Origin of the sequence: Arthrobacter sp. ISL-65, assembly GCF_018613795.1 — a bacterium.
In the GTDB taxonomy this organism is placed as follows: domain Bacteria; phylum Actinomycetota; class Actinomycetes; order Actinomycetales; family Micrococcaceae; genus Arthrobacter.
Genome location: NZ_JAGGPN010000007.1, coordinates 47423 through 73805 on the forward strand (window position 1 = coordinate 47423; position 26383 = coordinate 73805).

Below are 26383 nucleotides of genomic sequence, written 5' to 3' on the forward strand. Positions count from 1 at the left end.
GTGGCGGGCTCTTCAACGGGGGCGGACGGGGCAGGACTCGGCGGCCGCGGGCGCCCCCAAGGCGTCCGCGGCCGCCGGAACCCGTGCCCGATCCGGTTGCCGTCCGGGCGTGGTCCGGGCGGGAACCTACGCGGCGTCGGCTGCCTTGCGGCGGCGAACGATGTACGTTCCTCCCGCAGCGGCAGCAAGGACGAGGCCCCCGCCCAAAGCCAGCACACCGGCGTCGTTCTTCTGCGGAGTCTGCGCAACGCCGGTGTCAGCGCCGCCCACCGGCATGTTCATCTGGCCGACGGCGAGGGTGCCGCAGAGGGCCGGCGATGTGGCCGCCAGCGGCAGGCTGGGCACGAGGTCGCTCTTGGCAGCCTGGCCAGCGGCGCTCAACGTGGCGGGATCCAGGCCGTGGACCACCACGGCGGCGGTGCCGTTCTGCAGGGCTGCCTTGGTCTCGGCGTTGAGCGGGAAGCTGCGGTCGATGGTGTAGGCGCCGCCCTGGCCTGCAACCTTGAGGTCCAGTCCCGCAGCCGGGCTGGTGTCTCCGCTTGTGGAGAGTGTGGTGCCGATCTTGCCGTAGGACGGTCCGCCTTCGGTGGTGGAGATGACCCCGTCGCCGTTGGTGTCCGCTGCCGGGCCGGGGCACTGGCCCTTGGCGCCGACGTGGATGTGCTGCACATGCGGGTACGGTGCATTGTTGAACGTCTGGGCGAGGCCGGAGACGTTTAGGACCACGTGGGCCTGGTTTCCGGTGACGTGTAGGGTGACGGTGCCCGAGGCGGAGCTCCCGTTCAGCTGGCCGAGCGTGGCCTGGTAGGTCTGGTCGCCGTCGGCGGCCATGGCCGGTGAGCCGGAGAGGGCCAACGCGCCAAGCGCCAGTGTGGGGACGGCCAAAAGTCGCAAAGTCTTATTCATCGGAAGCGTTCTCCTCGTGCGAGTGGTGGTGGATCTCCCGTGGATGGGACACAGGCAGTTCGGAGCGGCGCCGGGGCCGGATGGGTGAAATAGTGAGGTGGATTATTTTTTCTCTGCTGTGGGGGAGATGGGGGCGCGGGCAGAGGCGGCGTCGGGAGCGCACCGTCGTACTTTTCGGCAGGTGAGGACCGCCCAACGGAGCGCATGGAAATGCCGCCCTGCGGTGTTGGGGGCCATCGCAGGACGGCATTGGATCAAAGGTACTGTGCCGTACTTCGCCCCAACAGCATTTACGCCGGCCGCGGCGGAATCTTAACGGTTTTTTAACGCCTGCCCGGGTTGAGGAGCCGTGCCGCTCAGTACCGGCTCTTGATGAGCTTCATCATCGGATGGGAAATGATGCGATGGACTCCGGGCAGCTTGGTCATCTTCTGGGTCTGGAAACGTTCGTACTCGTTGCCGTCTGCGACGTCGACCCTCACGATGTAGTCCGGCACTCCATAGACCCACCGGACTTCCGTTACTTCCTCCAGCGCTGCCACAGCTGTTTCGAAGCCTTCAACGGTCTGACGGTCGGTCATGGTGATCTCGACCGACATGATGACGCAGAAGCTCCGGCCCGCGGCGACTGGGTCGATCACGGCACGGTATCCGGCGATGACTCCGTCGTCCTCCAGCCGCTGCACGCGGCGCAGGCAGGGGGCCGGTGTGAGGCCCACCCTCCGGGCCAGTTCAAGGTTAGTCAGTCGTCCGTTTTCAGATAGCTGAAATATTATTTCTCGATCGATGGCATCGAGCTTTCTTTGATTGCTCACGCACTTTCACGCTCACCGACGAGGCCTGGGCCCTGACCGCATCGCCGGAGGCGCAGTCCTGGAGCAGGCGGCGAATCCTTGCCATCCAGGCTTCGTTTCAGGTCAACTGGGTGGCTGCGGTCACCGCAGGTGCTCTTGGCGGGACCCTGATCCCGGGTGGAGTGGTCGGCCTGGAGTTCGCGCTGACGGCCTTCTTCCTCGTCCTACGCATGGATGCCTACCGCGTCCGCAGGAGCGTCCCGATCCCGGTCGTTGCCCTCGGCTGTGCGCTGGCCGGCTATCTGGTCTTCGGTGAGGGGATGCTCGTCGCAGCAAGATCATGTTCGTATCACTTTTGCTGGTTCGCTACGCCATCCAGCGGAGGAAGGCCCGTCATGCCTGAGCCCGGTTACATCCTTGCAGCCGTCCTGATCAGCTCCGCAGGGCTGCCGAAGACGCGGCGAGGCCCTGTCCGCTCTTACCGGACAGGGCCTCGAGCATTAAAGCGGGACCTTCGTCAGTGCCTCCTGAAGGCGTCCTTGATCTTTTCGCCGGCCTGCTTGAGGTCGGCCCTGATGTGGCGCTCCCTGCCCTCAGCCCTGAGCTGCTTGTCACCGGTGGCGCGTCCGGCTGCTTCCTTGCTTCTGCCGTGGAGTTTCTCGGCGGCATTGTGGATCTTGTCACCCAAACCCATCATGACCTCCTGTTGGGAAAGCCGGGGCGGCCCGCTGCCGCGGCGGCCACTCCCAGTTTATCGACGGCGGGCCCAGAAGGCTCCTGCCCGTTTGACGCGGACGCGCGCTGCAAGAAGTTTGAGGGCTAGGCAGATAACCGCTGGCTGGGGTTCGTCCACAGCATTGACCAAGGTGGCGCGGCGGAGGATATTTGCAGACGGAGAGGTCTCCTTCGATACAGAGGCGCCCGGGCCACGACCGGGACTTGTCGGAGGAGTAGCGCATGCGTATCAAACCTGCCGTTATCACCATGCTCGCGATGACGTTGTGTCTCGTCGGTCCCATGCCTGCGACAGCGTCGAGGGCTGACCAGGACCAGAAACCCGAAAACGGAGACATAGCATTTGGCCGCGTGGACCCGGCCATCGACGGTTTCAGTCTCTGGACTGCCGATTCTGACGGATCCCACCAACGGCGTCTGACCAAGGATCAAGCCAATTTCTCGGACTGGGCCCCCGACGGAGACCGGATCGCGTTCGACTTCATTGACGATGCCGGAGTCCACATCGCCACGATCGAGCCCGACGGACGGAACCGAAAAGCCCTCACGGCGGCCCCAGGCGTGCAGGAATGCCCCAAGTGGTCACCCGACGGCAAGTCCATCGTGTACGACGCGTTTCCGTTCGGCCAACCAACTTTCAGCGTGTCAATTTGGATAATGCTCGCTGACGGATCCAGTCCAAAGCAGCTCACCCGCAACGCCCTGGACGTCGAACCGGTATTCTCGCCCGACGGAACGCGAATAGCCTTCGGACGCATCACCGGCGACAGCCCCGAGGGGCAACTCGAAGCCATCTATGTCATCAACTCAGATGGAACAGGGTTGCATCAGGTTGTACCGCCACGCCCAGGCCTGGAACACCCGGACTGGTCGCCCGACGGCCGCTCGATCACGTTCAACATCGAACCCGAAAACACGAAGGCCCCAGACTACGGATCCATCCTTGCGGTCCATCCGGATGGCAGCCGACTTCGAGTGATCCAGCCGAGAACCCCGGACCTGAAATTCTTCAAGGCCGTATGGTCGCCCGACGGTCGCAAGCTACTCAGCGGCTGCTTCGACACACACGCCAGAATTGACCGAATTTGCGTGGTCGCCCCGAGCAGACGCATCACGGTTGTGGTTGACGGTCCTCAGGGCGTCAACTTCCCTTCCTGGGGCGCCGACGACTAATCCAGAGGCCGCAGCACCGTTTAAAACGGAGGCACCGTCTGCAACGCGAACGGCCCAACCAAGGTGCGCTCGCAGGCGGAGCCGGAAACAGCGCAGACACACTCCGAGCACCAGCGCGAAACGTCTTAGAAAACATCGTGGTGCAGGCTGGTCCCATCAACATTCCAATGGAGGGGGACCGGCTGTGAACGAAGATGTGGAGCCTGAAGTGCGGTCCAGTGCAGAGCTGGCTGTAGGCGACGAGATCGAGGCCTGGCACCGCGGCCGTCTGGCTCATCGGGGGACTGTGAGCAGCACGGTCCAGGACATCGGCCTGTTCTGGATCATCGACGCCCGGACCGGCACGCGCCGGCTGCTGGACCTCGAGCAGGTCAGCGTGCGGCGGGTCCCGGCCGGAAAGGCGGCTAACGCCGTCGGGCTTTCCAGCGGTACCGGCAAGCCCAAGGCGGCCGACGCCGGGAACCCGGCTAACGCCGTCGGCAAGCCTACCGCCCAGAGGCGGAGGCCTGTCAGAAGCCTGAGCCAGGTGGTCTTTATTGAGGCACCGGCCACTCGCTAACCGGCCATGCGGTAAGCGTCAGGGCAGGTTGCTGAACCGCTCCGCCTGGGTCTTGCTGCCCTGCACGATGATCTGGTCGTCGTCGTACAGGACGGTCTGCGCCGTGGTGTGGCCCCAGATGCCGCCCGGGCGCTTGACCGCCACGATGGTGATGCCGTACTTGTCGCGCAGGCCCAGCACGCCGAGCGGACGGTCGCGGGCCTCGGCGGGCGGGCTGGTGCGGATCATCACGAAGTCGTCCTCAAACTCGACGTAGTCCAGCAGCGAGCCGCGGACCAGGTGGGCCACGCGCTTGCCCATGTCGTGCTCGGGGCGGATCACGTGGTCCACGCCGAGCTGGTTGAGGATCTCGGCATGCGGCTCGCTGATGGCCTTGGCCCAGATCTGCGGCTTCTTGAACGTGAGCAGGCGCGACGTCGTCAGGATGCTCGCCTCGATGTCGCTGCCGATGCCCACCACGGCGCGGTCGAACTCGTGGACGGAGAGTTGGCGCAGCACCTCCTCCTTGGTGGAGTCCGCCCGGACCACGTGGGTCAGCCGGCCGTTGTAGGACTGCACGGTGTCCTCGTTGGAGTCGATGCCCAGCACTTCGGTGCCCTGCGCCTCAAGCTCCAGCGCCAGCGACCCGCCGAAGCGGCCCAGGCCGATGACCACCACCGAGTCCGCCTGCGCCGCGGTTTCGGCGGGCCGGGAGAAAAAGTTCTTAGCCAATGAGGGGCCTTTCCTTGGGGTATTCGTAGAGCAGTGGGCGTTCGCGTAGGGCCAGTGCGGCGCCGAGCGTCACCGGGCCGAGGCGGCCGATGAACATCAGCAGGATCAGAACTACCTGCCCGGCCGGCGGCATGGCGGCGGTGATGCCGGTGGACAGTCCCACCGTGGCGAACGCCGAGACCACCTCGAACAGGATCCGCTCCTGGCCGAAGTCCGTGATGAGCATCAGGAACATCGTGGAGCCGACCACCATCCCGATGGCCAGCAGCACCACGGTGATGGCCTGCCGATGCACGGCGCGGGAGAGTCGCTTGCCAAAGATGTTGACGGCGGTGCCGCCCTGCAGTTCGGTGAGCAGGATGAAGAACAGCACGCTGAACGTGGTGATTTTCAAACCGCCCGCCGTGCCGGCCGGACCGCCGCCGATGAACATCAGGATGTCCATGCCCATCCAGGAGACGGGGTGCATCTGGCCGATGTCGATGCTGTTGAACCCGGCGGTGCGGGTAATGACCGACTGGAAGAACCCGGCCAGGACGCGCTCGCCGGGCTTGAGCCCGCCCAGTGTGGCCGGGTTGGACCATTCGACGGCGGTGAGGAAGGCGGTCCCGCTGACCAGGAGCACTCCTGTGCCTACCAGGACCAGCTTGGTGTTCATGCTCCAGTGGATGGGCCGCTGGTACTGCCGGCGCAGTTCGAACAGCACCGGGAAGCCGAGGCCTCCGATGATCACCGCGGCGGCGATGGGCAGGCAGATCCACGGGTCCGCGGCGAAGCCGATGAGGTTGTCCGTATGCAGAGCGAATCCGGCGTTGTTGAAGGATGACACCGAGTGGAAGACGCCGTGCCACATTGCCCGCCCTGGCTCGTAGCCGTAGCCGATGACGAGCCTGGCGGCAAGGATGCCGGCAAGCACGGTCTCCACGGTGAGGCTGATGGCGAGGACGCCGAGCAGCACCTGGCGGACGTCGCCAAAGCCGGTGCTCTTGGTCTCCGCGGCCGCGGAAAGCCGTGAGCGCAGGCCGAGCCGGCGGGCCATGAGCACGCCCAGCAGCGTGCCGAAGGACATGACCCCGAAGCCGCCGATCTGGATCAGGACCATGATCACCACCTTGCCGAAACCGCTCCAGTACACGGGCGTGTCAACGGTGACCAGCCCCGTTACACAAACCGAGGAGGTGGACGTGAACAGGGCATCGAGGAAGGGCGCTCCCTCGGGGCCGTTCCGCGAGATGGGCAGCATGAGAAAGATCGTGCCGACGGCGACAGCCCCGGCGAACCCGAGCACGATCACCTGGGCCGGGTGCTGCGGCGCGAAGACGTTGAGGATGCGGGGGAAGACCTTCGAGCCTGCGGGCCAGAGCCCGCCGAAGCCACGGTCCGTTCCGGCTGCTTTCCGGTGTGTTTTCGCAGCCGTTTTGGCAGCGAGCCTCGCAGTTTTCGCTGCCGGCCGTGACTTCCTGACCGCGGATTGGGCGTTCCTGCCTGCAGGCCGGGACTTCGGAGCAGGGACGTCGCGCATAGGCGTCACGCTACCACCGCGGAATTCCCTGCGGCCGGTAAGAAGTGGGAGGCGTTAAGAAAGCGTTAAGATCCCCGGTTTTGGCGCTTTTCGGAATCCGGCCGATGCTAGGCTCCCGTGGTCATCAGCAAACTGCCCATGTGAATCGAAGGACCCCGTGGCCACCTCAAGCAAGCAAGGCCGTGTCCTGCCATGCTGACCCAAAGCGCCCCGTTTCTGTGGCTTATCCTCGGGATCGGCGCAACCGGCTACATGATCTACCGGCTCATCAGAGCAACGAAGTAGCCCCCGCCGTCGGACGCCTCCCGCCCGTCCGACGGCGGAACCCGTGAGCGCTCCCCGGCCGCCCTCCCGCCGCTCTCCAGCGGCCCGACGACGGGGCCTTTCCCGCAAATCCAGAAAGACACTTCATGACCGCACCTGCCCAGTACTCCGTTCCGGCCAGCGTGCCCAACCCAGAGCGGGAAGATGGCCCCGAAGGCGCGCTCACGCGGTGGCTGCTGGAGCACAAGGTGCACCAGCCGGTGGGGCCGGAGGCCGAGGAGGGCACCGGGCATCAGCAGAGCTGGTGGAAGGTCATGTGCCTGACCGGGGTGGACTACTTCTCCACGCTGTCGTATCTGCCGGGGATCGCCGCGCTCGCCGCCGGTGCACTGTCGCCGCTGGCCACGCTGCTGATCGTGGCCCTGACGCTGCTGGGCATGCTACCGATGTACCGGCGGGTGGCCCACGAGAGCCCGCACGGGCAGGGGTCCGTGGCCATGCTCGAAAACCTGCTGCCGTTCTGGCGCGGGAAGGTGTTCGTGCTGGTGCTGCTCGGGTTCGTGGCGACGTCGTGGATCATCACCATCACCCTGTCCGCAGCCGACGCCACCGTGCACATGCTGGAGAACCCGTACCTGCCGCCGTTCCTGGAGGGCCAGGCCGTGCCCATTACCGTGGTGATGCTGCTGATCCTGGGCGGGGTGTTCCTGCTGGGCTTCTCCGAGGCGGTGGCCGTGGCCATTCCGCTGGTGGGTGTCTTTCTACTGCTGAACGCCGTCGTCATCGGCACTGGAATTTACGACGCCGTCACCCAGCCGGGTGCCGTCGCAGCCTGGATGTCGCAACTCACCTCCTTTGGCGGCGGTTTTGGCAACATCGCCGGCCCGGCGGTCCTGGCGTTCCCGCTACTGGTGCTGGGCCTCTCCGGCTTCGAGACCGGCGTCAGCATGATGCCACTGGTGAAGGCTCCCGGTGCCACGCCGGAGGAGATGCTGCAGAACCGGATCCGCAATACCCGCAAGCTCCTTACGACGGCGGCCGTGGTGATGAGCGTCTACCTGATCGGCAGCAGCTTTGTGACCACCGTGCTGATCCCGGCCGAGGCGTTCCAGGAGGGCGGGCCGGCGAACGGCCGTGCTTTGGCCTACTTGGCGCATGAACGGCTCGGCAATGGCTTCGGTTCCGTCTACGACATCAGCAGCATCCTGATCCTGTGGTTCGCCGGTGCCTCCGCGATGGCGGGCCTTATCAACATCGTGCCCCGGTACCTTCCCTCCTACGGCATGGCGCCCGACTGGTCGCGCGCGGTGCGGCCCGTGGTCCTGGTGTACACGGCCATCAGCATCCTCATCACCATCGGATTCAAGGCCGACGTCAACGCCCAGGCCGGCGCCTATGCCACCGGCATCCTGGCCATGATGGTCTCCGGCGCGGTGGCCGTAAGCATCTCTGCCGCGCGCAAGAAGAAACGGGGGGCCGCCGTCGGCTTCACCGTCCTGACCCTCGTCATGCTGTACGCGCTGGTGGAGAACGTGATCGAGAAGCCGGACGGCCTGGCGATCTCCGGGTTCTTCATCCTGGGCATCGTGGTGGTCTCGCTGGTGTCCCGTGTCTCGCGGACCACCGAGCTGCGGGTGGACCGGATCGAGTTCGACGAGGCGGTGCGGCGCTTCGTGACGGACACGTTGGACTACGACGGGCGGATCAACATCATCGCCAACCGCCCGCAGGCCAGGGACGCCGCGGAGTACGCGGAGAAGGAGGCCGCGCAGCGGGAGAACAACCCCGTGCCCGGCACGGCCGACGTGATGTTCCTGGAGATCGACGTCACGGACCCGTCGGGCTTCAGTGACGTCCTCGAGGTGCGCGGCGTCGAGGTGGCCGGGCACCGTATCCTGCGTGCCACCAGCCCGGCCGCGCCCAACGCCATCGCCGCGATCCTGTTGGCCCTGCGTGACGCCACCGGGGTGCGGCCGCACGCGTACTTCGAGTGGGCCGAGGGCAACCCGCTGGCCCACCTGATGCGCTACCTGCTCCTGGGCCGCGGCGACACCGCCCCCGTGGTCCGCGAGATCATCCGCGAAAACGAGCCCGACCCCGCCCGCCGCCCCGGCATCCACGTCGGCTAGTCCGCCCGGATCCTCCCACTCACCCTCCAAACCCTCCCTCATTTTTCGTCGGGTTTTTCCGGATGCCTCCTCATCGCTGATCGAGCCTGTCGAGATCAAGGGTCCCGGCATCAATGATGACTAGGACTGCTTCTGCCGCTGAGAAAGCGTGTGGGATGTGGCGACGAAAGCTGAGGACGCGTTCGGCAAGAAGCGACGAAAGCTGAGGACGCGTTCCTACAGGGCAGGGGAGGCCGCGACCACCACGTTTTTGCCCCACGGGTCCTCGGTGTAGCAGCTGATCAGCACCACCCGGTTGGGCACGACGTTCCAGATGTCGCTGTCCTTGAGCGTGTTCTTGTCGTGCGTCGTCACCGAATCCACCACGTACTTCAGCACCCCCTTGGCCGTGGTCACGGTGACCGCCTTGCCAATGAGGTTCCCATCGCTGAGGCGGTTGAACGGGGCATCCCTGCCGTCCCAGCTGTGCCCCACGATGTACGTCGTATTGGCGGAGCCGGTGCCGGGCACGCCATAGCCGGTTAGCCGGTAGGCATCGAGGGTCAGCGGCGGCACCAGCGACTCCGAAGCCATCTCGTCCGCGCTGGGCGTCAACGGCAGGACCCGCACATTCAGATCAGCAGCCTCGATCGACACCGCCGTCGGCGCTGCGGCTTGCGGTTGACCCGCCTTTCGGGCCACGGCCGCGGCACTCGGGGAACCCGCCACCGCAGGAGCGGCGGAAGGCACGACGGCGGTGCTGCCGCCATCGATCGGCGCCACAGAATTCGACGGGGCCAAGAAGAGAGCGGTTGCCAAGCCCGCGGCGGCGACAGCGGGCACAGCAAACCAGCGCCAGCGGCTGGGCCGGCGCTGGCCGGACGTTATCGGCGATTCCACGTGATGTGCCTACTTGCGGGCGCGCTCCGTGCGACGCATCCTCATGGCAGCCGCTGTCGGCACAGCGATTCCCGCCGCGAGGAGCCCGGCTAGGAGCGCCAGTCCGGGGTCAACGCCCGGCTCGGCTTCGGCCGCGGTCTGTACGTTGAGGCCCTTGTTCTTTGCTACAGCGGCGGTGCCGCTCCCGGCGGGAGCCACACTGACCGCACCGGCGACTGCCGGCGTCGTGCTTCCCGGTGCATTGGTCGGCGTGCTTCCCGGTGCGTTGACAGGCGGAGCGACCGGCGGCGTGACCGGCGGCGTAACCCCGGGATCAACGCCGGGGGAGTCCTGGTTGCAGGCCGTCAGGTACGCCTCGAAAAGGCCCATGAGGTTGGTGGCGGAAGCTTCGTCGAGCGAGACGGCTGCCAGCAAGGCTTCGAAGTTGGCGACCGCTGCATCCAAGGCCTCCCGTGCCTGGATGAGCTCCGGTGAAACCAGGGCGGCGTTCAACTCCGACTCCCGCAGCTCCACAGCGTCTCTGGAGTCTCCACGAGCCTCGTCTGCCGTGTCATGAGCGATCTGCGCGGCCTCGATCGCCTCGGGATCACCGGCAGCCTGGGCTTCCTCCAGTGCCTCTTCTGCGGCGTCCTTGGCGGCCTCGTCGGCAGCGAGCTGCGCCTCGGCCGCGGCCAGAGCAGCCTCAGCGTCGTCGACAACCTGTTGAAGGGGCATGTACGCAGCTTCCGCGGCCGCCGCTGCGTCAAATGTGGACTCGAGATCGGCAACGGTTGCCTCGGTGATGCCCGCGGCATTGAGCGCGGATTCATACTGGGTGAAGGCCTGCTGGCAGGCGGCGTCGCCGGGTGCCGCGGCGGCTGTTGGGGCTCCCAGAAAAAGGCCGCCGGCGAAAACTGCTGCCGACGAACCGGCAGCGACCCATTTAGATGCAGCGGTCATAGTGTGTGCGTCCCCTAATACACGAAGCGGCCGCCGGGACGGCCCCGGCGGTTTCAGCATGCGGCAGAGCGGCTCATGGCAGAGGCTCCGAAGAGTCCGGCAGGGCCGTGCAGGAGAGACGCTCGTGCTGCTGATCATCCGAAGTACGACGGCGAGACCCCAGTTTCTACCTGAATGCCGCCCGAAAGATCGCTGTGAGGCTAAAAATACAGAGCAATAGGGGTTGTGGCAAACGTCACTGGCTCGTTAGCGCGCGGGGCCGGTCCCCTCAGCTGCCGCCAACCGGACCACGTGCAGGGCCAGCGGGTCAAGGAGCTTCCGGGTGCCGGTCCTGGTCTCGAGGATCCAGAACATGCCGAGGACCGGCACCGTTTCCGTCACTTTTCCCTCGTAGTAAAGGCGGCCGTTGTAGCGGGCCTCCACCACGTCGCCGGGGGAGAGGCTTCGGCAGTCGGTGATGCGCCCGGGTGATCCGTCGGATGCGGCCGATTCAGCCATGGCGGGCTCCGTCCTGGCGCAATCAGCGCCTTGATCCTGTTGCGCCACTGGCGCCCTTTCAGAATGGGGCCGCAACGTTGCGGGGCGGTTTCCACCGGGTGATTTCCGCGTGACCCGCTTTCACGTCCGCCGGTGGGCGACGGGAGGTGAGGAAGGGTCTTGAATTTGGCGACGGGAGGTGAGGGAGGGTCTGGGCAGGGAGGTGAGGGAGGGTCTGGGCAGGGAGGGACTACGCCGGGCCGGGGGACTGCAGGCCGGCGGCTATGGAGAGGTTGGGTTCGGGCTGGGCCAGGCCGCGGGCGCGCAGGACTGCCATGGACTTGGCGGCCACCTTCAGCACCGAGCCGGCGTCGATCGGACCGGGCTCCACTCCGGTGCCGGCGGTGTTGATCACCATGTCCCAGGCCTCCGCAAACTCAACGGCCGGGAGCGTGAACTTGATGTCGTCGTCGTGCGCATTGAAGTACAGCAGGAAGTTCACGTCCGAGATCCGGCGGCCGCGGTCGTCCCGGCCCTGGATGCCGTCCCCGTTGAGGAACACGCCGATGGTCCGGCCGAAGCCGCGGCCCCAGTCCTCGGGGAGCATCTCCATGCCGTCCTCGTTCAGCCACACGATGTCCGGCAGTTTCTCGCCCTTGCCGCGCCGCACCGGCCGGCCGTCGAAGAAGGTGCTGCGCCGGAACGTGGGGTGCTGGGCGCGCAGCCGGTTCACGGCGGAAGTGAAGTCCATGAGCGGCATGTCGACGGCGTTCCAGTCGACCCAGCTGAGCTTGGAATCCTGGCAGTAGACGTTGTTGTTGCCCTGTTGGGTGCGGCCCAGTTCATCGCCGTGCGCGATCATCGGCACGCCCTGGGATAGCAGCATGGTGGCGATGAAGTTCCGCCGCTGCCGGGCCCTGAGCGCCAGCACGTTCGGATCCGTCGTCGGGCCCTCCACGCCGCAGTTCCACGTGCGGTTGTGCGATTCGCCGTCGCGGTTGCCCTCGCCGTTGGCGTCATTGTGTTTCTCGTTGTATGAGACCAGGTCCTGGAGGGTGAAGCCGTCGTGCGCCGTGACGAAGTTGATGGACGCCACCGGCCGCCGCCCCGACCGCTCGTACAGGTCGGCGGAGCCGGTCAGCCGCGATGCGAACTCGCCCAACGTGGCCGGCTCCCCCCGCCAGAAGTCGCGCACGGTGTCGCGGTACTTGCCGTTCCACTCCGTCCACTGCGGCGGAAAATTGCCCACCTGGTAACCGCCCGGGCCAACGTCCCACGGCTCCGCGATCAGCTTCACCTGCGACACGATCGGGTCCTGCTGCACCAGTTCAAAGAACGTGGAGAGCCGGTCGACGTCGTAAAACTCCCTGGCCAAAGCGGCGGCGAGATCGAAGCGAAACCCGTCCACGTGCATCTCGGTGACCCAGTACCGCAGCGAATCCATCAGCAGTTGCAGGGAGTGCGGCTGCCGGACATTCAGGGTATTTCCGGTGCCCGTGTAATCGACGTAGTACTGTTTGTCGTCCTCCACCAGACGGTAGTACGCGGCGTTGTCGATCCCCCTGAAGCTCAGGGTAGGCCCCAGATGGTTCCCTTCCGCCGTGTGGTTATAGACGACGTCGAGAATCACCTCGATCCCCGCACGGTGCAGCGAGCGGACCATCGCCTTGAAGTCCTGGACCTGCTGGCCCATCTGGCCGATCGAGCTGTACGTGTTTTGCGGGGCGAAGAAGCCGATGGTGTTGTAGCCCCAGTAGTTGCCAAGGCCCTTCTCCTGCAGCGTCCCGTCATTGACGAATTGGTGCACCGGCATGAGCTCGATGGCCGTGATGCCCAGCCGCTGCAGGTGCGCAATGACGGCAGGATGGGCGACGCCGGCATAGGTGCCGCGCTGCTCTTTGGGCACCTCGGGGTGCACCTCGGTGAGACCCTTGACGTGCGCCTCGTAGATGACGGAACGGTGGTAGGGGATCCGGGGCGGCCGGTCCCCGGCCCAGTCGAAGAACGGGTTGATGACCACGCCCAGCATGGTGTGCGGCGCCGAATCCTGATCGTTGCGGGAGGAGGGGTCTCCCAAGCTGTAGGAGAACATGGCCGGGTGCCAGTGCACCTGCCCGGCGACGGCCTTGGCATAGGGGTCTAGGAGCAGCTTGTTGGGGTTGCAGCGCTGGCCCCTGGCGGGGTCATAGCGCCCGTGGACCCGGTATCCGTACTTCTGCCCGGGCTGGATCTGGGGCAGGTAGCAGTGCCACACATAACCGTCTGCTTCGAGGAGCTCGACGCGGGTTTCGGTGCGGTCGCCACCTATTAAACACAGCTCGACGGCGGTGGCCGCCTCGCTGAAGAGCGCGAAGTTTGTCCCCATCCCGTCAAAGGTCGCACCCAGTGGATACGCGCTGCCCGGCCAGACTTCCATGATTACTCCTGCGGCTGTTCAGTTGTTTCGGAACCATGCTCGATGTCCGGTTGGGGTCCGCGCGCCTCGCCCTGACTCAAGGCTAAGCACACCTAGTACTTTCGCCAAGCTCGATTCAGGTCCGGGCACCCTGTAAATCAAATCGTTGTGATTCTGGCCTCGTGGAGCCCGCGTTTCCGCCGTGCCGCCACGGCCCCCGCCTACGATGATGGGGATGACTCCGAACAGCCCGCCGCCCTTCAGCCTTCGCGGCATCGCTGTTCCGGCATTCGGCCCTGCCCTCCTGTTCAGCACTGGCCAGGGCGCCATCCTGCCGGTTGTGGCGCTGACCGCCCGTGAACTGGGCGCATCCGTTGCCGTGGCCGCTCTGATCGTCACGCTCATGGGGCTGGGCTCGTGGTTCTTCAACCTGCCGGCGTCGATGATCACCCTGAAGTTCGGCGAACGGTGGTCGATTGTGGGTGCGGCCGCCGCGGGGTCGCTCGCCCTGGTGGCAGGCGGGCTGTCGCTGGTGATTGGCAACGGGCTCTGGCTGCTCGCGGTGGCGATGGCCGTCGTCGGGATGTCCGCCGCCGTCTTCAGCCTGGCCAGGCAGAAGTACCTCACCGAAGCTGTTCCCGTGGAATTCCGCGCCCGTGCCCTGTCCACGCTGGGCGGCGTAAGCCGCATCGGAACTTTCATTGGGCCGTTCATCGGCGCCGCTGCCATGGCATTCGTTGGCATCAGCGGCGCGTACTGGGTGGGCGTGGCCGGCATGGCGGCGGCCGCCGTCCTCGCCGTAGCAGTCCCCGACCTGGTGTCGGTGCACGGATCTGATGGCAGGACCGGCCCGGAACCCACCCTGCGCGGCGTGGCTGTCTCACATGCAGGCGTTTTCCTGACTGCCGGAATGGGCATCCTGCTGCTCAGCGCCCTGCGCGCCTCCCGCCAGGTGGTGATTCCGCTGTGGGCCGACCACCTGGGCCTCGACCCCACCCATGCTTCGCTGGTGTACGGGCTCTCCGGGGCGATCGACATGCTGGTCTTCTACCCTGCGGGCAAGGTGATGGACCGGCGGGGGCGGCAGTGGGTGGCCATCCCGTCCACGCTGATCATGGGGGCCGCACTGGTCCTGATCCCGCTGACCGCCGGGTTCACGAGCCTGCTGCTGGCGGCCCTGCTGATCGGCTTCGGCAATGGGATCAGCTCGGGCCTGGTGATGACGCTGGGTGCCGACTTCTCGCCCGACCGCGGCCGCGGTCAGTTCCTGGGCCTCTGGCGGTTTATGGCTGATGCCGGTTCCACCGGCGGGCCGGTGCTCCTCTCCGCGGTGACTGCCGCTGCCTCCCTCGGCGCCGGGGTGACGGCCACCGGGGTCCTGGGGTTCGCGGCGGCAGGTGTGTTCGCCGTCGTGCTTCCCAGACTCAAGCACCGCCGCAACTACTGACACACCTAGCCAACTGACTCGCAGTTGTTGTCGTTTTGACGGCTGAAAACGACAACTATTGCGAGTTAGTTGGGCGGCCCGCTTTGGACGAAGAAGTTAGGTTAGCCTACACTCAGCTTGGCCCTTTTGGCCGTTTGCTGTGCGTCTGCCGTTTCCGCAGACATGAATCTAGGTGGTTTCGTTGCGCTCTTTCTTCCCGCTGTCCGTGTCCGTGGGACTCGTGGCGCTTCTCTCCCTGTCCGCCTGCGGCTTCAGCGGCGAAGCCGGTAAATCCAGCCAGGCGGCGGCCGACCCTGACCAGCGGATCGTCGTCGACAACTTCCGCGCACCCGTGGCGGACTGGGCTTTGGAGAGCGACGCCGCCTACATCCTGTCCCTGTCCGGATGCCTCGAGACGCTGACGCGCTACGACGAGACGCAGGGGAAGATCGTGCCGTCACTCGCCACGGAGTGGAAGCAGGTCTCCGACCTTGAATGGGACTTCACCCTCCGCGAGGGCGTCAAGTTCCAGGACGGCGCCGCACTGGACGCCAAGGCGGTGGTGACCTCGCTGCAGAACGTCCTTGACGCCGAAGTTCCCGCCCGCGCGTTCAGCCCCAAGGCAGTCAAGGCGGTCGAAGCCCTCGACGAGAACACGGTCCGTGTGACTACGCCGACCGAGAGCCCGCTGGTTCCCTACCGGCTGGCGAGCGTCAACACCGGCGTGCTGTCGCCGGCCGCCTTCAAGGGCGAGACCGTCGATCCGTTTGGCCACTGCACCGGCCCGTTCACGCCCGTGTCCGAGAAGCCGAAGCAGTCCCTGACCCTGGACCGGAACGAAAACTACTGGGGCGGGCAGGTGCAGCTTGCCGGCGCCGAGATCCGGTTCATCACCGACGGCGCCACCCGCACCGCGCAGGTCCAGACGGGCGAAGCGGACGTGTCCCTGTCCATCCCTGTCTCCGGCCTGGCGGCGCTGGAGTCGGACTCCAACGTCAAGGTCCTGAAAGCGGATTCGCCGCGGACCGCCACGCTGTACATGAACAACGGCAAGGCCCCGTTCGACGACGTCGACTTCCGCAAGGCGGTCCGCTCGGCGCTCGATCTGGATGCGCTCGCCGCCAGCGTCTATGAAGGTGCAGCGATCCCGGCCACGGGTCCGTTCGCGCCGTCGGAGCCGTGGGCCATCGAGGGTGCCGCGACGCCGAAGCAGGACCTCGACGCCGCCAAGAAGCTGCTCGCCTCCGCCGGCTACTCAGCAGACCGGCCGCTGGAGATCATCGCGATCGTCGAGCGCGCGGAGTTCGCGGACGTGGCCACGGTCATCCAGGAGAACCTGAAGGCCGTGGGCGTTCCGGTGAAAATCACCACCAAGGAGTATGCCGCCGTCGAACCGGACCTGCTGTCCGGCAACTACGACATGGTGCTGAGCCAGCGCAACCGCCTGATCGACATCGCCGACCCCATCGGCTTCCTCACCGCCGACTACACCTGCGACGGCACCTACAACCTCAGCCACTTCTGCAACGCGGAGTACGACAAGAAGATCGCGGAGGCAGCCACGACGGCCGACGCCCAGGAGCGGTACCGGCTGTACGCCGAGGCCGGCCAGATCCTCCAGGACCAGGCCGTGAACGTGTGGCTGGTCAACGAGCAGGCCACCGACGCCGTCCGCACCGACCTGCAGGCGCACGTCCAGGACCCCCTGGCCCGTTACGTGCTCCGGGCCGAAACGGCCAAGTCCGGATCGTGACGCCCCCGTACCGCGGACCCCGAGCGCAGGGTCCGGCATGATGCTGTTCCTCGGCAGGAGAACGGCGGCCCTGGTGGTCGCCGTTCTTCTGGCGTCTTTCGTGGTGTTCCTCATCCCGTACGTCACCCCGGGCGACCCGGTCCGCAAGATCATCCGCTCGCGGGTGGCCGGCGACGCGATCGATGACTCCGCCGTCCAGGCCTTGACCGCCCAGCTCGGGCTCCAGGATCCCCTGTGGACCCAGTACCTGCGGTGGCTGGGGCGCTTCGCGAGCGGTGACATGGGCCTGTCCTACACCAGCCGCACGCCGGTGGTGGACCAGGTGCTGCCCGCGCTCTGGGTCACGCTCAGCCTGGTGGTCATGACGCTGGCCGTGGCGGCTTTGATAGCGGTGATCCTCGGCATTGCTGCCGCGCTGAACGAGGGGCGGGCGGCGGACAAGGCCATCACCGCCGTCTCCCAGGCGTTCATCGCCATGCCGGAATACTGGCTGGCGCCCATGCTGGTGCTGGTCTTCGCGCTCGAACTGTCCGTGCTGCCGTCCGCCGGGTGGGAAGGCCCGACGTCGGCCGTGCTGCCCGTGGCGGTCCTCGCCTTGCGTCCGGCGAGCCATTTCACCTCCGCCGTGCGCGAGGGAATGCTCGACGCGCTGGGCGCCGACCACGTCACCGCCGCGCGGGGCAGGGGTCTGAGCTACTTCCATACCGTGCGGAAGCACGTGATCCCGAACGGCCTGCTGCCCCTCACCACGCTCGCGGCCGTGTGGTTCGCGGGCCTGCTGGGCGGGTCGGTCATCGTCGAGGTCATCTTCGCGATCCCCGGGATGGGGCGGCTGCTGTTCGACGGCGTCCTGAACAGTGACATTCCGCTGGCGCAGGGAGCAGTGGTGGTCGTCGTCGGGCTGGCTGTCCTGCTGACCACGGCGGCGGACCTGGTCCACGGGCTCCTCAACCCCCAGGTCAGGATGCGGCATGCGTAAACTTCCTGTGCACATCCGGCTTGCCGCCTGCGTGCTGGCCGTCGTGGTGCTGTCCGTGGCCCTGGCCGGCTGGATCGCGCCCTATCCATCCGCCGAACAGGACCTCGCCTCCCGGCTGTCCGCGCCCACCGGTGCCCACTGGCTGGGCACCGACCACCTGGGCCGCGACACCCTGAGCAGGCTGCTCGACGGCGGCCGCTTCTCCCTGACCATTGCTGCCCTGGCCACGGTGCTCACCGCGGTCATCGGCACGGCGATCGGCGTCCTCAGCGCGCGCCGGCGGGGGTGGCTGGACGAGTTCTTCACCCGCACCAACGACATCCTGCTGGCCATGCCGGAAATGGTGGTGGCACTGTTCCTGGTGGCCGCGATGGGAGCAGGCTATCCGTCCCTGCTGCTGGCCCTGACCGTCACAGGCTGGACACCCTTCGCGCGGCTCGCCCGGGCACTGGCCTACGACGTTTCCGCCCGCGGCTTCATCGAGGCGGCACGCGTGTTGGGCTGCACTCCCTGGTTCACTGTGCGGCGGCACATCCTGCCGCACCTGGCCGGGCCGCTGCTGGGACAGGCCACGCTCCGGTTCGGGCAGTTCCTGATCAGCGTCGGCGCCCTGTCCTACCTGGGCCTCGGCGTGCAGCCCCCGCAGTCCGACTGGGGCTCGATGCTCGCCGCCGCCCAGCCGTACGCCGTGAGGTCGCCGATGACCATCCTTGCCCCCGGCCTGGTGATTTTCACCGTGGCGCTGTGCGTCACGCTCATTGGCCAGCACCTGGCGCGCATGTCCAGCAGCCGGCTGCTGCTGGCTTCCGCTCCTGCTCCGGAGGTCACCCATGCGTGAGGGCCTGATCATCGAGGACCTGCACCTCGGCCTGCGGGCGCCCGCCGGGGGTCCTTCCGATTCATCCGCCCGTCCGGTGCTTTCCGGCGTCGGCCTCACCGTGGCACCCGGCGAGTTCGTCGCACTGGTGGGGGCGTCCGGAAGCGGCAAGACGATGACCGCGCTGTCCGTCCTGGGACTGCTGCCGCCGCAAATCCAGGCCACGTCGGGGTCCATCACCTTGGGCGGAACCGACCTGCTTGCGGCCAGCGGCGCAGAGCTCAACCGTCTGCGTGGCGGCCGGATCGGGATGCTGTACCAGCAGCCCAAGCGGATGTTCAACCCCCGCATGACCATTGGCAGTCACCTGGCCGAGCCGTTGAAGCTGCACCGCGGGCTGCGCGGACGCCAGGCCAGGGCGCATGCGCTGGAGCTGCTCACCAACGCCGGGTTCGAGGACCCGGAGCGGGTGGCCCGGGCGTATCCGCACCAGCTGTCCGGCGGCATGGCGCAGCGGGCCATGCTGGCACTGGCCATGGCCGGACAGCCGGAACTGCTGCTCGCCGACGAGCCTACTTCCGCGCTGGACAAGGTCCTGGAGCGGCAGATCCTGGAACTGATCGACACGCAGCGGCGGCAGCACGGGCTCGGCGTCCTCTACATCACGCACGACCTGGCCACCGTCTCCGCGTTCGCTGACCGCGTGGTGGTGATGGATGCCGGCCGCGTCCAGGAGGAAGGCCCGGCCAGGGCCGTCCTCGGCGCGCCCCGGACCGCGTGCGCCAGGGAGCTACTGGAGGCGTGCGCCCTCACCCGCCGTCGTATTGTGGTGGCCGGGGAGGCCTCCGGCCTCGCTCCTTCCCGCGACATCCTGGCGCTGAACGGCGTCACCAAGAGGTTCGCCAAAGGCCGGGGCGCCCGGCCGGCTCTGGATGATGTCTCGCTGAGCCTTCGCGAAGGCGAGATTCTCGGTGTCCTGGGCCAGTCAGGCTCCGGGAAGAGCACCCTGGCCCGGCTGCTGGTGGAGGTTGAGGCCCCGGACCGCGGCAGCATTACCCGGACACTGCCGGGAGGGGCCGGCAAGGACGACGGCGGCAGTGTCAGCCGGGGTGTCCCTGGCACAGAGGTGCAGCTCGTCTTCCAGGAACCGCACGACGCCTTCGACCCCCGGATGAAACTGTTCGCCAGCCTGGAAGCGCCGCTGCTGCGGCAGCGGACGGGCACGTCCGACGAGCGCCGGGAGCGCATCCAGCAGGCCGTCCGGGATGTTGAACTGGAACCCGACCTGCTGGAGAGATACCCAAGCCAGTGTTCGGGAGGCCAGCTGCAGCGGCTGACGATCGCCCGGGCGCTGCTGCTGGAGCCGGCCGTGCTGATCTGCGACGAGGCGACGTCGGCGCTGGATGCGGTCACGCAGCGCAAGGTCCTGGATCTGCTGCTGCGGCTGCACCGGGACCGCCGTCTTTCGCTGATCATGATTTCCCACGACATGAACGTCATCCGGTACATGAGCCACAGGGTGGCCGTGCTGTACCAGGGCGCCCTGGTGGAGCTGGCTGGCACCTCCGAGTTCTTCGCCAACCCCCAGCACGGGCACAGCAAGGAGCTGGTGACGGCGGCCCGCCCGCATCCGACGGCCTGCGCTGCTCCGGTGGCCTGCAGTGACCTGGCGGCCTGCGCTCATCGGGTGGCAGCCATGGCCACCCGTGCTCCCGTGGTCATCGGAGGTGTGGGGGGCGGGCCGGAGGCGTCCCGTTCCCTGGACCTCGTCAGCACCCCGGACGCTTAAGGACCCACCTGACCCATGCCATACCTGCCTGAAACGCGCACCCTGCTTGGCGCGCAACTGGTGTTCAATCTGGGTTTCTACGCGGTGGTTCCCTTCCTGGCCGGCGCCATGGGCAGGGACTACGCACTTGACGCCGCCGCCGTCGGGCTTGTTCTGGGCGCCCGTACCTTCAGCCAGCAGGGGATGTTCCTGTTCGGCGGCCTGCTGGCCGACCGCTGGGGTGCCCGGCGGTCGATCCTGGCCGGCTGCCTGGTCCGCATCGCGGGATACGCGACCCTGGCGGCGGCGTCGGATTTCACGCTGTTCCTTTTGGGTGCGGTGCTGACCGGTGCCGGAGGTGCGCTGTTCTCGCCTGCGCTGGAATCGCAGCTGTCACATGCGGACTGCGCGCATGGCAACGGTGCCCGAACGGGCAATGCGGGCAACGCCAAGGAGCGGGCTTTAGGCAAGGGCCGGCGCTCGGTGTTCGTCTGGCTGGCCATCACGGGGGAGATGGGCGCTCTCGCCGGCCCGCTGCTCGGGGCGTCCCTGCTGGGGTGGGGCTTTGACGCGGCGCTGGCGGCGGGAATCGCAATCTTCGTTGCGGTGACGGTTGTGCTGTGGTTCCGCCTCCCCGCCGGGTCGCCGGGGAAGTCGAAAACTGCGGGAACGAGGGAGCCTGAGGCCTCACCGGGCCAGTCCCGCAGCGCACTCGGGTGCCTGAAGAACCGGCGCTTTGTGGCGTTCTGCCTGCTCGCCAGCACCAACATGGTGGCCTACAACCAGCTCTACTTCGCCTTCCCGCTTGAGCTGGACCGGCGGGGCCTGGACGGTTCGTGGCTAGCCATGCTGTTCCTGCTCGCCTCCGTGCTGACACTGCTGTTGCAGCTGCCGGTGGCCGCGGCCGGGCAGCGGCTGGGGCCGGGCCGAGCCATGTCTGCAGGCTTCTTGCTGGTGGCAGCTGCCTTGGCGGCCGCCGCTTTGACGTCTGTCCAGGCGGAAGCCGGCGGTTCTGGGGCGGGACGTTCTGGAGTGGGAGGGACCGTGCCGACTGGTCCGGCTGAGGCCGGCTCCGTGGCGCTGATGGCGGGCATCGTCGGTGCACTGATCCTCGGCCACATGCTCCTCACGCCCACCATCCTGTCGCTGATCCCGCGGTTCATCGCGCCGGAAGGGCCAGCCTCGGGTCGCGGCGCGTATTACGGGCTGTCCGCAACCTGTGGCGGCATCGCCGTGCTGGCGGGGAATGCTCTGCTGGGCTGGCTGCTGGATCTCACGGACCGGAACCACTGGTGGCCGGGGACGCCCTGGCTGCCGATGGTGGGCCTCGCGGTCCTGGCTGCCCTGATGCTGCCGCGGCTGTTGCGCGGAATTCACCGCACCAGCACCCTCGGGACGGCGGCGGTCGGGGCCTCCATACCCAACTGACTCGCAGTTGTTGTCGTTTTCAGCCTCGAAAACGACAACAACTGCGAGTCAGCTGGGCGGTCTGCGCGCGGGGGAGGGCGGGCCGTTAGGGTTCTGGGTTACATCCCCGTCCAGCGGCGGAGCGTGCTATTCACGAGGCCGATCAGCACAGCCGTCCACCAGCACGCCTGCGAAATGCTGAGTGCGATCAGCAGCCTGAGGCGTAGCCGGCGGCCCAGTTCACTGAAGCGTGTATCCCGCGGAAGCGCGAACATCTTGTGCATGGCCGGTGCGATGCTCAGGCCGTTCAGCATCAGGACGGTTGATTTGTGGATTAGGCAAAGAGATAGTTCTCTATTCCACGGCGTAGCGTTTCTAAATTCCTGCTCATTTCGAGTAATGCGGGTAATGCGAGCGGGGCCTCCCGCGTGAGTGCAGAAGGCCCGCTATGGGGGCTTTCGCCCCGAGGTAAATTCCGCTTTAGTCGTCCGAACCGTGGCCGCCGCTGTCTCCTCCGGGCTCGGAAGCCTTGCGCTGCCCGCCCTTGTCATCGCCCGGTTCCCGCACGGTCCGCAGGCCGCCTTTGTCGTCGCCCGGCTGCCCGGCGACGACGGCGAGATCCCCGGCAGCGCCGGTGCCCCCTGGCGGGGAGCCGAAGGTGCCGCCGGGCTGGGACACGGCAGGGCCGGCGTCGGACGTACCCGTCGCAGTGCCGTCCCTGTGGTCCCGCTCGTCACCGGGCTCGGACGACGGCGTCGGCGACGTCCGCCGGCCGCCCTTGCCGTCACCGGATTCCGGCACCCCGGTAGTCTTCGCGGGGGCTGGAACTGTGCTGCCGCCGTCGACCACGGACGTTACATGCGGCGTAGCTTTCGCGCTGACGGCGGCGGCCGGTGCCGCAGTGCCGCTGGAGTTGTTCGGCAGGAGGACGCTGTTCGCGTTGCCGGTACCGGACGGCGTGGTGCTCAGTACCTGCGTATTGACGGCGAGGGCGGCGGATCCGGTCACGAGGATCCCGACCACGGAAAGCGCGAGGGCTGCTTTGGTTTTCATGGACCGTTCCAGGGGTCGTCGGAAAAATTGCGTGTTGGGAAGTCAGGAACCGGCGGGCATCATCCTCTGTCCTGGATCTCGAGCAAATGCGCCAGCATTGCCTGTTCGGGGTGACCCGGATGCTCGGAGATGTGCCTGAGCAGTGACAAGCGGAGGTCCGATCTCAGACCTTCGTCACCGAGGATTTCGCCGATGACCCGCATCAGTTGGCGCTGCAGTATGCCGCCCTGGGGAGCGCGCTGGGCGGGCCGCCGCGGGGGGACTGCGGCGGGACCCTGCGCTGTATCTTGCGCTGGCTGTTGAAGGGGCTGTTCGCCGGCACATGTCCGGCCTGTAACTGCTGAGGGTCCTCCGGCAGCCTGATGAGCAGGCAGCCTCTCCGGCTTGTGGGACTGCCAGTGGCTGTCACCGCCTGAGTACGGGTCCGTGGTCATCATCTTATTCACCTTCCACCTGCGCCGCCCCGCGGGCCCTTCCGGCATGCGCTGAGACCGGCGGCGTTGCCGGCAATCTCCGTGAGGGGAAGTGCCGTCTGCTGTAATTGTTGCGCCAGGTCATGGTGGATTTACCGGTGAACCTTGGACTGCCGAAGAGGGCGAGGTCCCCCCAGCCGGGAACAGGCCTCGCCGTGCGAGCACGCGGGTGGCCGTCGCCGGGTGGGGGGTCTCGGTTCTCCAAGGTTGAATGGGATTTTCCTAGGAACCGCTGGCACTCTTTTTCCATCTGGTCCGAAGCCACAGCCGCGAGTGGTCGTTCAGCCAGCTGGCCGGCCCGGCATTGCACCCCCCTGACGTGCCGGGCCGGCAACCCCAATCCTTCAGGGGTCCGCCGGCCAGCAACCCGCAACTCTATCGGGGACCCGCCGTCGTCGGTCAGCAGCCCGAACTTATGGAAGACGGTGACTGCCGGCGGCACCGCGGCCGGGATCAGTGTCTCGTAGTTTATGTTCTGCTAACGGCAGACCGGCCGGTAATACAGCTAGGCCCGGTGCGTTTCCATCGAAGCCAAGAGGGCGTCCTGCAGCTCTGAGCTCAATGTGGGAGGCCGGTCGAGCTCGACGCCGAGGGCCAGCACGGAACGGCTCAGATAGTTCCGAGCCGCCGCCGCCAGCGTGATGTCCATAATTTCCTTGTCGCTGAAGCCGTGCTCGCGAAGCCTGAGGCCGTCTGCCTTGGTCATTTCCGCAGCATTACTGCTGAGCTTCTCTGCGTACTCCATCATGGCTACTTCGGCCGGCGGCAACCCGGCATTCCGAAAATCACGGGCGATCCGCAGCAGCTCTGCCTCCGGAATTGCCTTCAGGGCCTTGCGTCCGTGAGCCAACCTGCAGTGCGTGGATCCGATGGCTGCTGCTGCCGCCAAGGTGACCAGCTCGTAACGGCGTAGGTCCATGGCTGCTGTGATCGTGCCCAGGAGGGCCTCGAATGCCTCATAAGCTTCCGGATTTACCGCCATGGTCTTGGTGTGCGTGGTGACGTAGCCCAGCGACTGGACATCGTCGTCGTAAATCTTGGCGGTGAGGCCGGTCGCCTCACTTTCCGGAGTGGTCCGCAGGACGGTCATGGCAGTTTCCTTGGGTTGGCGGGAATGATGGGGATAAGGCCCGTGGGGAGCTTGATTTCGGCGTCTTCGGGGCGGTCCTGCCCCGCCCGTTCGATGGCCGCCCGGAAGTGGGGCAGGCTGCGCTCCACCATGTCCTCGCTGGCCGTGAGGGACATCCGGAAAAACCCCGGTGTCTCGAACAGGACGCCCGGAAGCACAAAGACGTCCTCTTGGCCGAGCGCCTCGGTGAAGGCCCCGTCGTCTTGAATGGGGGAATGGATGAACAGGTAAAAGGTGCCTTCGGGCGGCCGGAGCCGGTATCCCATCCCGCCCAGCTCCTGGACCAGCCGGTCCCGCTTCTGCTGCAGCTGGCCGACGTCGATGGTGAACGTCTCCAGCCGCGGAAGCGCGTACTGCACCACGGCGTTGGGGTAGATCCAGCCCATGGCCAACTGCATCGCCTCTACTGCCCTGCCGAGCTCCTTGCGGTCCGGCATGCTCGACGGCAGCGCCAGATACCCGATCCGCTCGCCCGGCGACAGATGCGTCTTGCCGTAGGAATAGGCCAGCAGTGTGTAGGGATAGAACTCCGCGGGGCTGTGGAAGCGGGCGCCGTCGAAGACGATCCTGTTGTAGGGCTCGTCGGACACCAGGTAGATCCGCCGCCTTATCCGCGCCGACGCCTCGTCGAGGAGGGTTGCCAGCTGGCGGAGGAGTTCCGGCGGGTAGATCCTGCCGGTGGGGTTGTTCGGCGAATTGATGATCACCACACGGGTCCGCTCCGTGATGGCCGCTTCAATGGCCGCCAGATCGAGGTCGAAGGTCTCGAGGTCGATCCGGACCTTGACCGGGACCAGCCCGGCCTCCACAGCGAGCGGTTCGTAGAGGAACCAGGGCGGCAGGCTGTAGATGACCTCGTCGCCAGGATCGGCAACCGCCTTCAGCGCGAGGGCGATTGCGCTGAAGCCGCCGGTGGTGAGGTAAAGGTCCTCGGGTTCGAACGGAACATCGAGCAGCCGGCTCAGCGAGTCCGCTGCCGCCTCCCGGGCATCCACCTCATTGGTTTTGTACGCGAACCACTGGTCGTCGTGCGGGTGGAGCGCGTCCCGGAGGGCGTCCACGTAGGCGTCCTGCGGCATCTGGTGCGGGTTGCCCAGGGTGAAGTCGCAGATGCCGGGAAGATGTTTGCGGCGGGCGTAAGTGGAATGGTTGAGGTGCTCGCTGATCCTCTGGAAGGACGGAACGGAGGCCACCTCAAGGGCGCGGCGCGAGGCGGGGGAGTCCGTCACAGCCCGGTTTCCTGGGGCTTGGCATTGGCCTTCGCCGTGAGCAGCAGATACTCCCATTCCATCTGGGCGGGCGTATCGCCGTGGGCTTCGATGTACGTGCTGGCAAGTTCCGTGAGGGCATCGTCCAGGGCCTTGGCTTTCCCGTCGTCGCCGGACAGAGACTTGTACACGGAGATGGTGGGGCCGTAGTGCGACTTGAAATAGTGCAGGAAGTCTTCAGGCTGGCGGAAGCTCGTGATGGCAACGGTCCGCTTCCGCGCCCGGATGTCGCCCAGCCGGCCGCCGAACAGCTCACGGACATGGTCCTCATTGCCCCACAGCGGGGGAGGCTGCGCGCCGGGCGGAGGGGGCGGCGCGAAGGGTTTCATGGCGGCGAACATCTGGCCGATGAAACCTTCCGGGGTCCAGTGCAGCAGCCCGACGGTCCCGCCCGGCCTGCAGACGCGCACTAGTTCGTCGGCGCTCGCCTGGTGGTGCGGGGCGAACATGGCACCGAGGCAAGACATGACGACGTCGAACTCGCCGTCCGCAAAGGGGAGATTCTCGGCGTCGGCCTCCACCCACTCGAGCTCAACGCCGCGGTCGGCAGCCTGCCGCCGGCCGGCATCGAACATCTCCGGGGTGAGGTCGCTGGCTATCACCCGGGCACCCATCATGGCCGCGGGGATGGCCGCATTGCCGGCGCCCGCGCCGACATCCAGGACGCGCTGGCGCGGTTTGATGTTGCAGGCTTCCACCAGGATGGCGCCCAGATCCGCAATCAGCTCGCTGGCGAGGGCGGGGTAGTCGCCCTGCGCCCACATGGCCCGGTGCTTTTCCTTCAGGGCTTTGTCCGCCCCGGCCTGGTCGTTCATTTCCGCGCACCT

The 26383-nt window shown here is 66.8% G+C and carries 23 protein-coding genes; 9 read left to right on the forward strand and 14 right to left on the reverse strand.

Annotated elements, in window-relative coordinates; translation table 11 throughout:
* Window positions 1–126 precede the first annotated feature (126 nt).
* The 3 genes from J7I85_RS02955 to J7I85_RS02965 form a co-directional block, all read right to left on the reverse strand.
* Window positions 127–906, reverse strand: a complete 780-nt coding sequence (locus tag J7I85_RS02955) for a hypothetical protein (protein WP_214846380.1) — start codon at window positions 904–906, stop codon at window positions 127–129.
* 356 nt (window positions 907–1262) lie between these two features.
* Window positions 1263–1721 (reverse strand): Lrp/AsnC family transcriptional regulator, encoded by a 459-nt coding sequence (locus J7I85_RS25700; protein WP_214846382.1) that lies wholly within the window; start codon window positions 1719–1721, stop codon window positions 1263–1265.
* Between the two features lie 496 nt (window positions 1722–2217).
* The gene (locus J7I85_RS02965) at window positions 2218–2394 is read right to left on the reverse strand and encodes a CsbD family protein (protein WP_214846702.1); all 177 of its coding nucleotides are present in this window, start codon (window positions 2392–2394) and stop codon (window positions 2218–2220) included.
* A gap of 263 nt (window positions 2395–2657) precedes the next feature.
* Between J7I85_RS02965 and J7I85_RS02970 the strand changes: the two genes are divergently transcribed.
* On the forward strand, window positions 2658–3608 hold the full coding sequence (locus J7I85_RS02970) for a PD40 domain-containing protein (protein WP_214846384.1): 951 nt from the start codon (window positions 2658–2660) through the stop codon (window positions 3606–3608).
* 184 nt (window positions 3609–3792) lie between these two features.
* Complete coding sequence (locus J7I85_RS02975) at window positions 3793–4167, forward strand: hypothetical protein (protein WP_214846386.1); 375 nt, start codon at window positions 3793–3795, stop codon at window positions 4165–4167.
* Window positions 4168–4185: 18 nt separating this feature from the next.
* Here J7I85_RS02975 and J7I85_RS02980 read toward each other — a convergent pair whose 3' ends face one another.
* Together J7I85_RS02980 and J7I85_RS02985 are read right to left on the reverse strand one after the other, a co-directional pair.
* Window positions 4186–4878 (reverse strand): TrkA family potassium uptake protein, encoded by a 693-nt coding sequence (locus J7I85_RS02980; RefSeq protein WP_102971311.1) that lies wholly within the window; start codon window positions 4876–4878, stop codon window positions 4186–4188.
* Entirely contained in the window at window positions 4871–6400 is a 1530-nt protein-coding gene (locus J7I85_RS02985; RefSeq protein ID WP_251023866.1) for a TrkH family potassium uptake protein, read from the reverse strand. The genes J7I85_RS02980 and J7I85_RS02985 overlap by 8 nt, the downstream gene beginning before the upstream one ends.
* A 410-nt stretch (window positions 6401–6810) precedes the next feature.
* Between J7I85_RS02985 and J7I85_RS02990 the strand changes: the two genes are divergently transcribed.
* Window positions 6811–8793, forward strand: a complete 1983-nt coding sequence (locus J7I85_RS02990; RefSeq protein ID WP_214846387.1) for an amino acid transporter — start codon at window positions 6811–6813, stop codon at window positions 8791–8793.
* Window positions 8794–9009: 216 nt separating this feature from the next.
* On the opposite strand, the gene J7I85_RS25705 is transcribed toward J7I85_RS02990, so the two are convergent.
* The 4 genes from J7I85_RS25705 to glgX all read right to left on the reverse strand — a co-directional run bounded on the left by J7I85_RS25705 (window position 9010) and on the right by glgX (window position 13504).
* A complete protein-coding gene (locus J7I85_RS25705; protein WP_214846389.1) occupies window positions 9010–9672 on the reverse strand; it encodes a class F sortase in 663 nt (220 codons plus the stop codon).
* Window positions 9673–9681: 9 nt separating this feature from the next.
* Window positions 9682–10611, reverse strand: coding sequence for a hypothetical protein (locus tag J7I85_RS03000; protein ID WP_214846391.1), 930 nt, complete (start codon window positions 10609–10611; stop codon window positions 9682–9684).
* A 246-nt stretch (window positions 10612–10857) separates the two neighbouring features.
* Window positions 10858–11109, reverse strand: a complete 252-nt coding sequence (locus tag J7I85_RS03005) for a hypothetical protein (protein WP_251023867.1) — start codon at window positions 11107–11109, stop codon at window positions 10858–10860.
* A gap of 229 nt (window positions 11110–11338) precedes the next feature.
* On the reverse strand, window positions 11339–13504 hold the full coding sequence (glgX, locus tag J7I85_RS03010; protein WP_214846394.1) for a glycogen debranching protein GlgX: 2166 nt from the start codon (window positions 13502–13504) through the stop codon (window positions 11339–11341).
* 214 nt (window positions 13505–13718) lie between these two features.
* Between glgX and J7I85_RS03015 the strand changes: the two genes are divergently transcribed.
* From J7I85_RS03015 to J7I85_RS03040, 6 genes are all read left to right on the forward strand, one after another.
* Complete coding sequence (locus J7I85_RS03015) at window positions 13719–14930, forward strand: MFS transporter (RefSeq protein WP_214846396.1); 1212 nt, start codon at window positions 13719–13721, stop codon at window positions 14928–14930.
* 181 nt (window positions 14931–15111) lie between these two features.
* Window positions 15112–16662: an ABC transporter substrate-binding protein gene (locus J7I85_RS03020; RefSeq protein WP_214846398.1), complete on the forward strand. Its 1551-nt coding sequence runs from the start codon at window positions 15112–15114 to the stop codon at window positions 16660–16662.
* 37 nt (window positions 16663–16699) lie between these two features.
* Window positions 16700–17641 (forward strand): ABC transporter permease, encoded by a 942-nt coding sequence (locus J7I85_RS03025; RefSeq protein ID WP_214846404.1) that lies wholly within the window; start codon window positions 16700–16702, stop codon window positions 17639–17641.
* Window positions 17634–18479, forward strand: coding sequence for an ABC transporter permease (locus J7I85_RS03030; RefSeq protein WP_214846406.1), 846 nt, complete (start codon window positions 17634–17636; stop codon window positions 18477–18479). The genes J7I85_RS03025 and J7I85_RS03030 overlap by 8 nt, the downstream gene beginning before the upstream one ends.
* Window positions 18472–20247 (forward strand): ABC transporter ATP-binding protein, encoded by a 1776-nt coding sequence (locus tag J7I85_RS25490; protein WP_214846408.1) that lies wholly within the window; start codon window positions 18472–18474, stop codon window positions 20245–20247. The genes J7I85_RS03030 and J7I85_RS25490 overlap by 8 nt, the downstream gene beginning before the upstream one ends.
* A gap of 15 nt (window positions 20248–20262) precedes the next feature.
* Window positions 20263–21654, forward strand: a complete 1392-nt coding sequence (locus tag J7I85_RS03040) for an MFS transporter (protein ID WP_214846410.1) — start codon at window positions 20263–20265, stop codon at window positions 21652–21654.
* Window positions 21655–21752: 98 nt separating this feature from the next.
* Here the strand turns inward: J7I85_RS03040 and J7I85_RS03045 are convergent, their stop codons facing one another.
* The 5 genes from J7I85_RS03045 to J7I85_RS03065 all read right to left on the reverse strand — a co-directional run bounded on the left by J7I85_RS03045 (window position 21753) and on the right by J7I85_RS03065 (window position 26371).
* Window positions 21753–21947 carry a hypothetical protein gene (locus J7I85_RS03045; RefSeq protein ID WP_251023868.1) on the reverse strand — a complete coding sequence of 65 codons (195 nt, stop codon included), beginning with the start codon at window positions 21945–21947 and terminating at the stop codon, window positions 21753–21755.
* A 166-nt stretch (window positions 21948–22113) separates the two neighbouring features.
* Window positions 22114–22686 (reverse strand): hypothetical protein, encoded by a 573-nt coding sequence (locus tag J7I85_RS03050; RefSeq protein WP_214846412.1) that lies wholly within the window; start codon window positions 22684–22686, stop codon window positions 22114–22116.
* A 978-nt stretch (window positions 22687–23664) separates the two neighbouring features.
* Window positions 23665–24249, reverse strand: a complete 585-nt coding sequence (locus J7I85_RS03055; RefSeq protein WP_214846413.1) for a carboxymuconolactone decarboxylase family protein — start codon at window positions 24247–24249, stop codon at window positions 23665–23667.
* Window positions 24246–25517 carry an aminotransferase class I/II-fold pyridoxal phosphate-dependent enzyme gene (locus tag J7I85_RS03060; RefSeq protein ID WP_214846415.1) on the reverse strand — a complete coding sequence of 424 codons (1272 nt, stop codon included), beginning with the start codon at window positions 25515–25517 and terminating at the stop codon, window positions 24246–24248. The genes J7I85_RS03055 and J7I85_RS03060 overlap by 4 nt, the downstream gene beginning before the upstream one ends.
* On the reverse strand, window positions 25514–26371 hold the full coding sequence (locus J7I85_RS03065; protein WP_214846417.1) for a class I SAM-dependent methyltransferase: 858 nt from the start codon (window positions 26369–26371) through the stop codon (window positions 25514–25516). The genes J7I85_RS03060 and J7I85_RS03065 overlap by 4 nt, the downstream gene beginning before the upstream one ends.
* Window positions 26372–26383 lie beyond the last annotated feature (12 nt).

Bases quoted from the DNA above. Each gene is read 5' to 3' on its own strand.
- J7I85_RS03040 (WP_214846410.1), top strand. From the start codon at position 20,263: ATGCCATACCTGCCTGAAACGCGCACCCTGCTTGGCGCGCAACTGGTG.
- J7I85_RS03055 (WP_214846413.1), bottom strand. From the start codon at position 24,249: ATGACCGTCCTGCGGACCACTCCGGAAAGTGAGGCGACCGGCCTCACC.
- J7I85_RS03045 (WP_251023868.1), bottom strand. From the start codon at position 21,947: ATGCTGAACGGCCTGAGCATCGCACCGGCCATGCACAAGATGTTCGCG.
- J7I85_RS25490 (WP_214846408.1), top strand. From the start codon at position 18,472: ATGCGTGAGGGCCTGATCATCGAGGACCTGCACCTCGGCCTGCGGGCG.
- J7I85_RS03030 (WP_214846406.1), top strand. From the start codon at position 17,634: ATGCGTAAACTTCCTGTGCACATCCGGCTTGCCGCCTGCGTGCTGGCC.
- J7I85_RS03065 (WP_214846417.1), bottom strand. From the start codon at position 26,371: ATGAACGACCAGGCCGGGGCGGACAAAGCCCTGAAGGAAAAGCACCGG.
- J7I85_RS02990 (WP_214846387.1), top strand. From the start codon at position 6,811: ATGACCGCACCTGCCCAGTACTCCGTTCCGGCCAGCGTGCCCAACCCA.
- J7I85_RS03025 (WP_214846404.1), top strand. From the start codon at position 16,700: ATGATGCTGTTCCTCGGCAGGAGAACGGCGGCCCTGGTGGTCGCCGTT.
- J7I85_RS02985 (WP_251023866.1), bottom strand. From the start codon at position 6,400: ATGCGCGACGTCCCTGCTCCGAAGTCCCGGCCTGCAGGCAGGAACGCC.
- J7I85_RS03015 (WP_214846396.1), top strand. From the start codon at position 13,719: ATGACTCCGAACAGCCCGCCGCCCTTCAGCCTTCGCGGCATCGCTGTT.
- J7I85_RS02965 (WP_214846702.1), bottom strand. From the start codon at position 2,394: ATGGGTTTGGGTGACAAGATCCACAATGCCGCCGAGAAACTCCACGGC.
- J7I85_RS03005 (WP_251023867.1), bottom strand. From the start codon at position 11,109: ATGGCTGAATCGGCCGCATCCGACGGATCACCCGGGCGCATCACCGAC.
- glgX (WP_214846394.1), bottom strand. From the start codon at position 13,504: ATGGAAGTCTGGCCGGGCAGCGCGTATCCACTGGGTGCGACCTTTGAC.
- J7I85_RS02970 (WP_214846384.1), top strand. From the start codon at position 2,658: ATGCGTATCAAACCTGCCGTTATCACCATGCTCGCGATGACGTTGTGT.
- J7I85_RS02955 (WP_214846380.1), bottom strand. From the start codon at position 906: ATGAATAAGACTTTGCGACTTTTGGCCGTCCCCACACTGGCGCTTGGC.
- J7I85_RS03000 (WP_214846391.1), bottom strand. From the start codon at position 10,611: ATGACCGCTGCATCTAAATGGGTCGCTGCCGGTTCGTCGGCAGCAGTT.
- J7I85_RS03050 (WP_214846412.1), bottom strand. From the start codon at position 22,686: ATGAAAACCAAAGCAGCCCTCGCGCTTTCCGTGGTCGGGATCCTCGTG.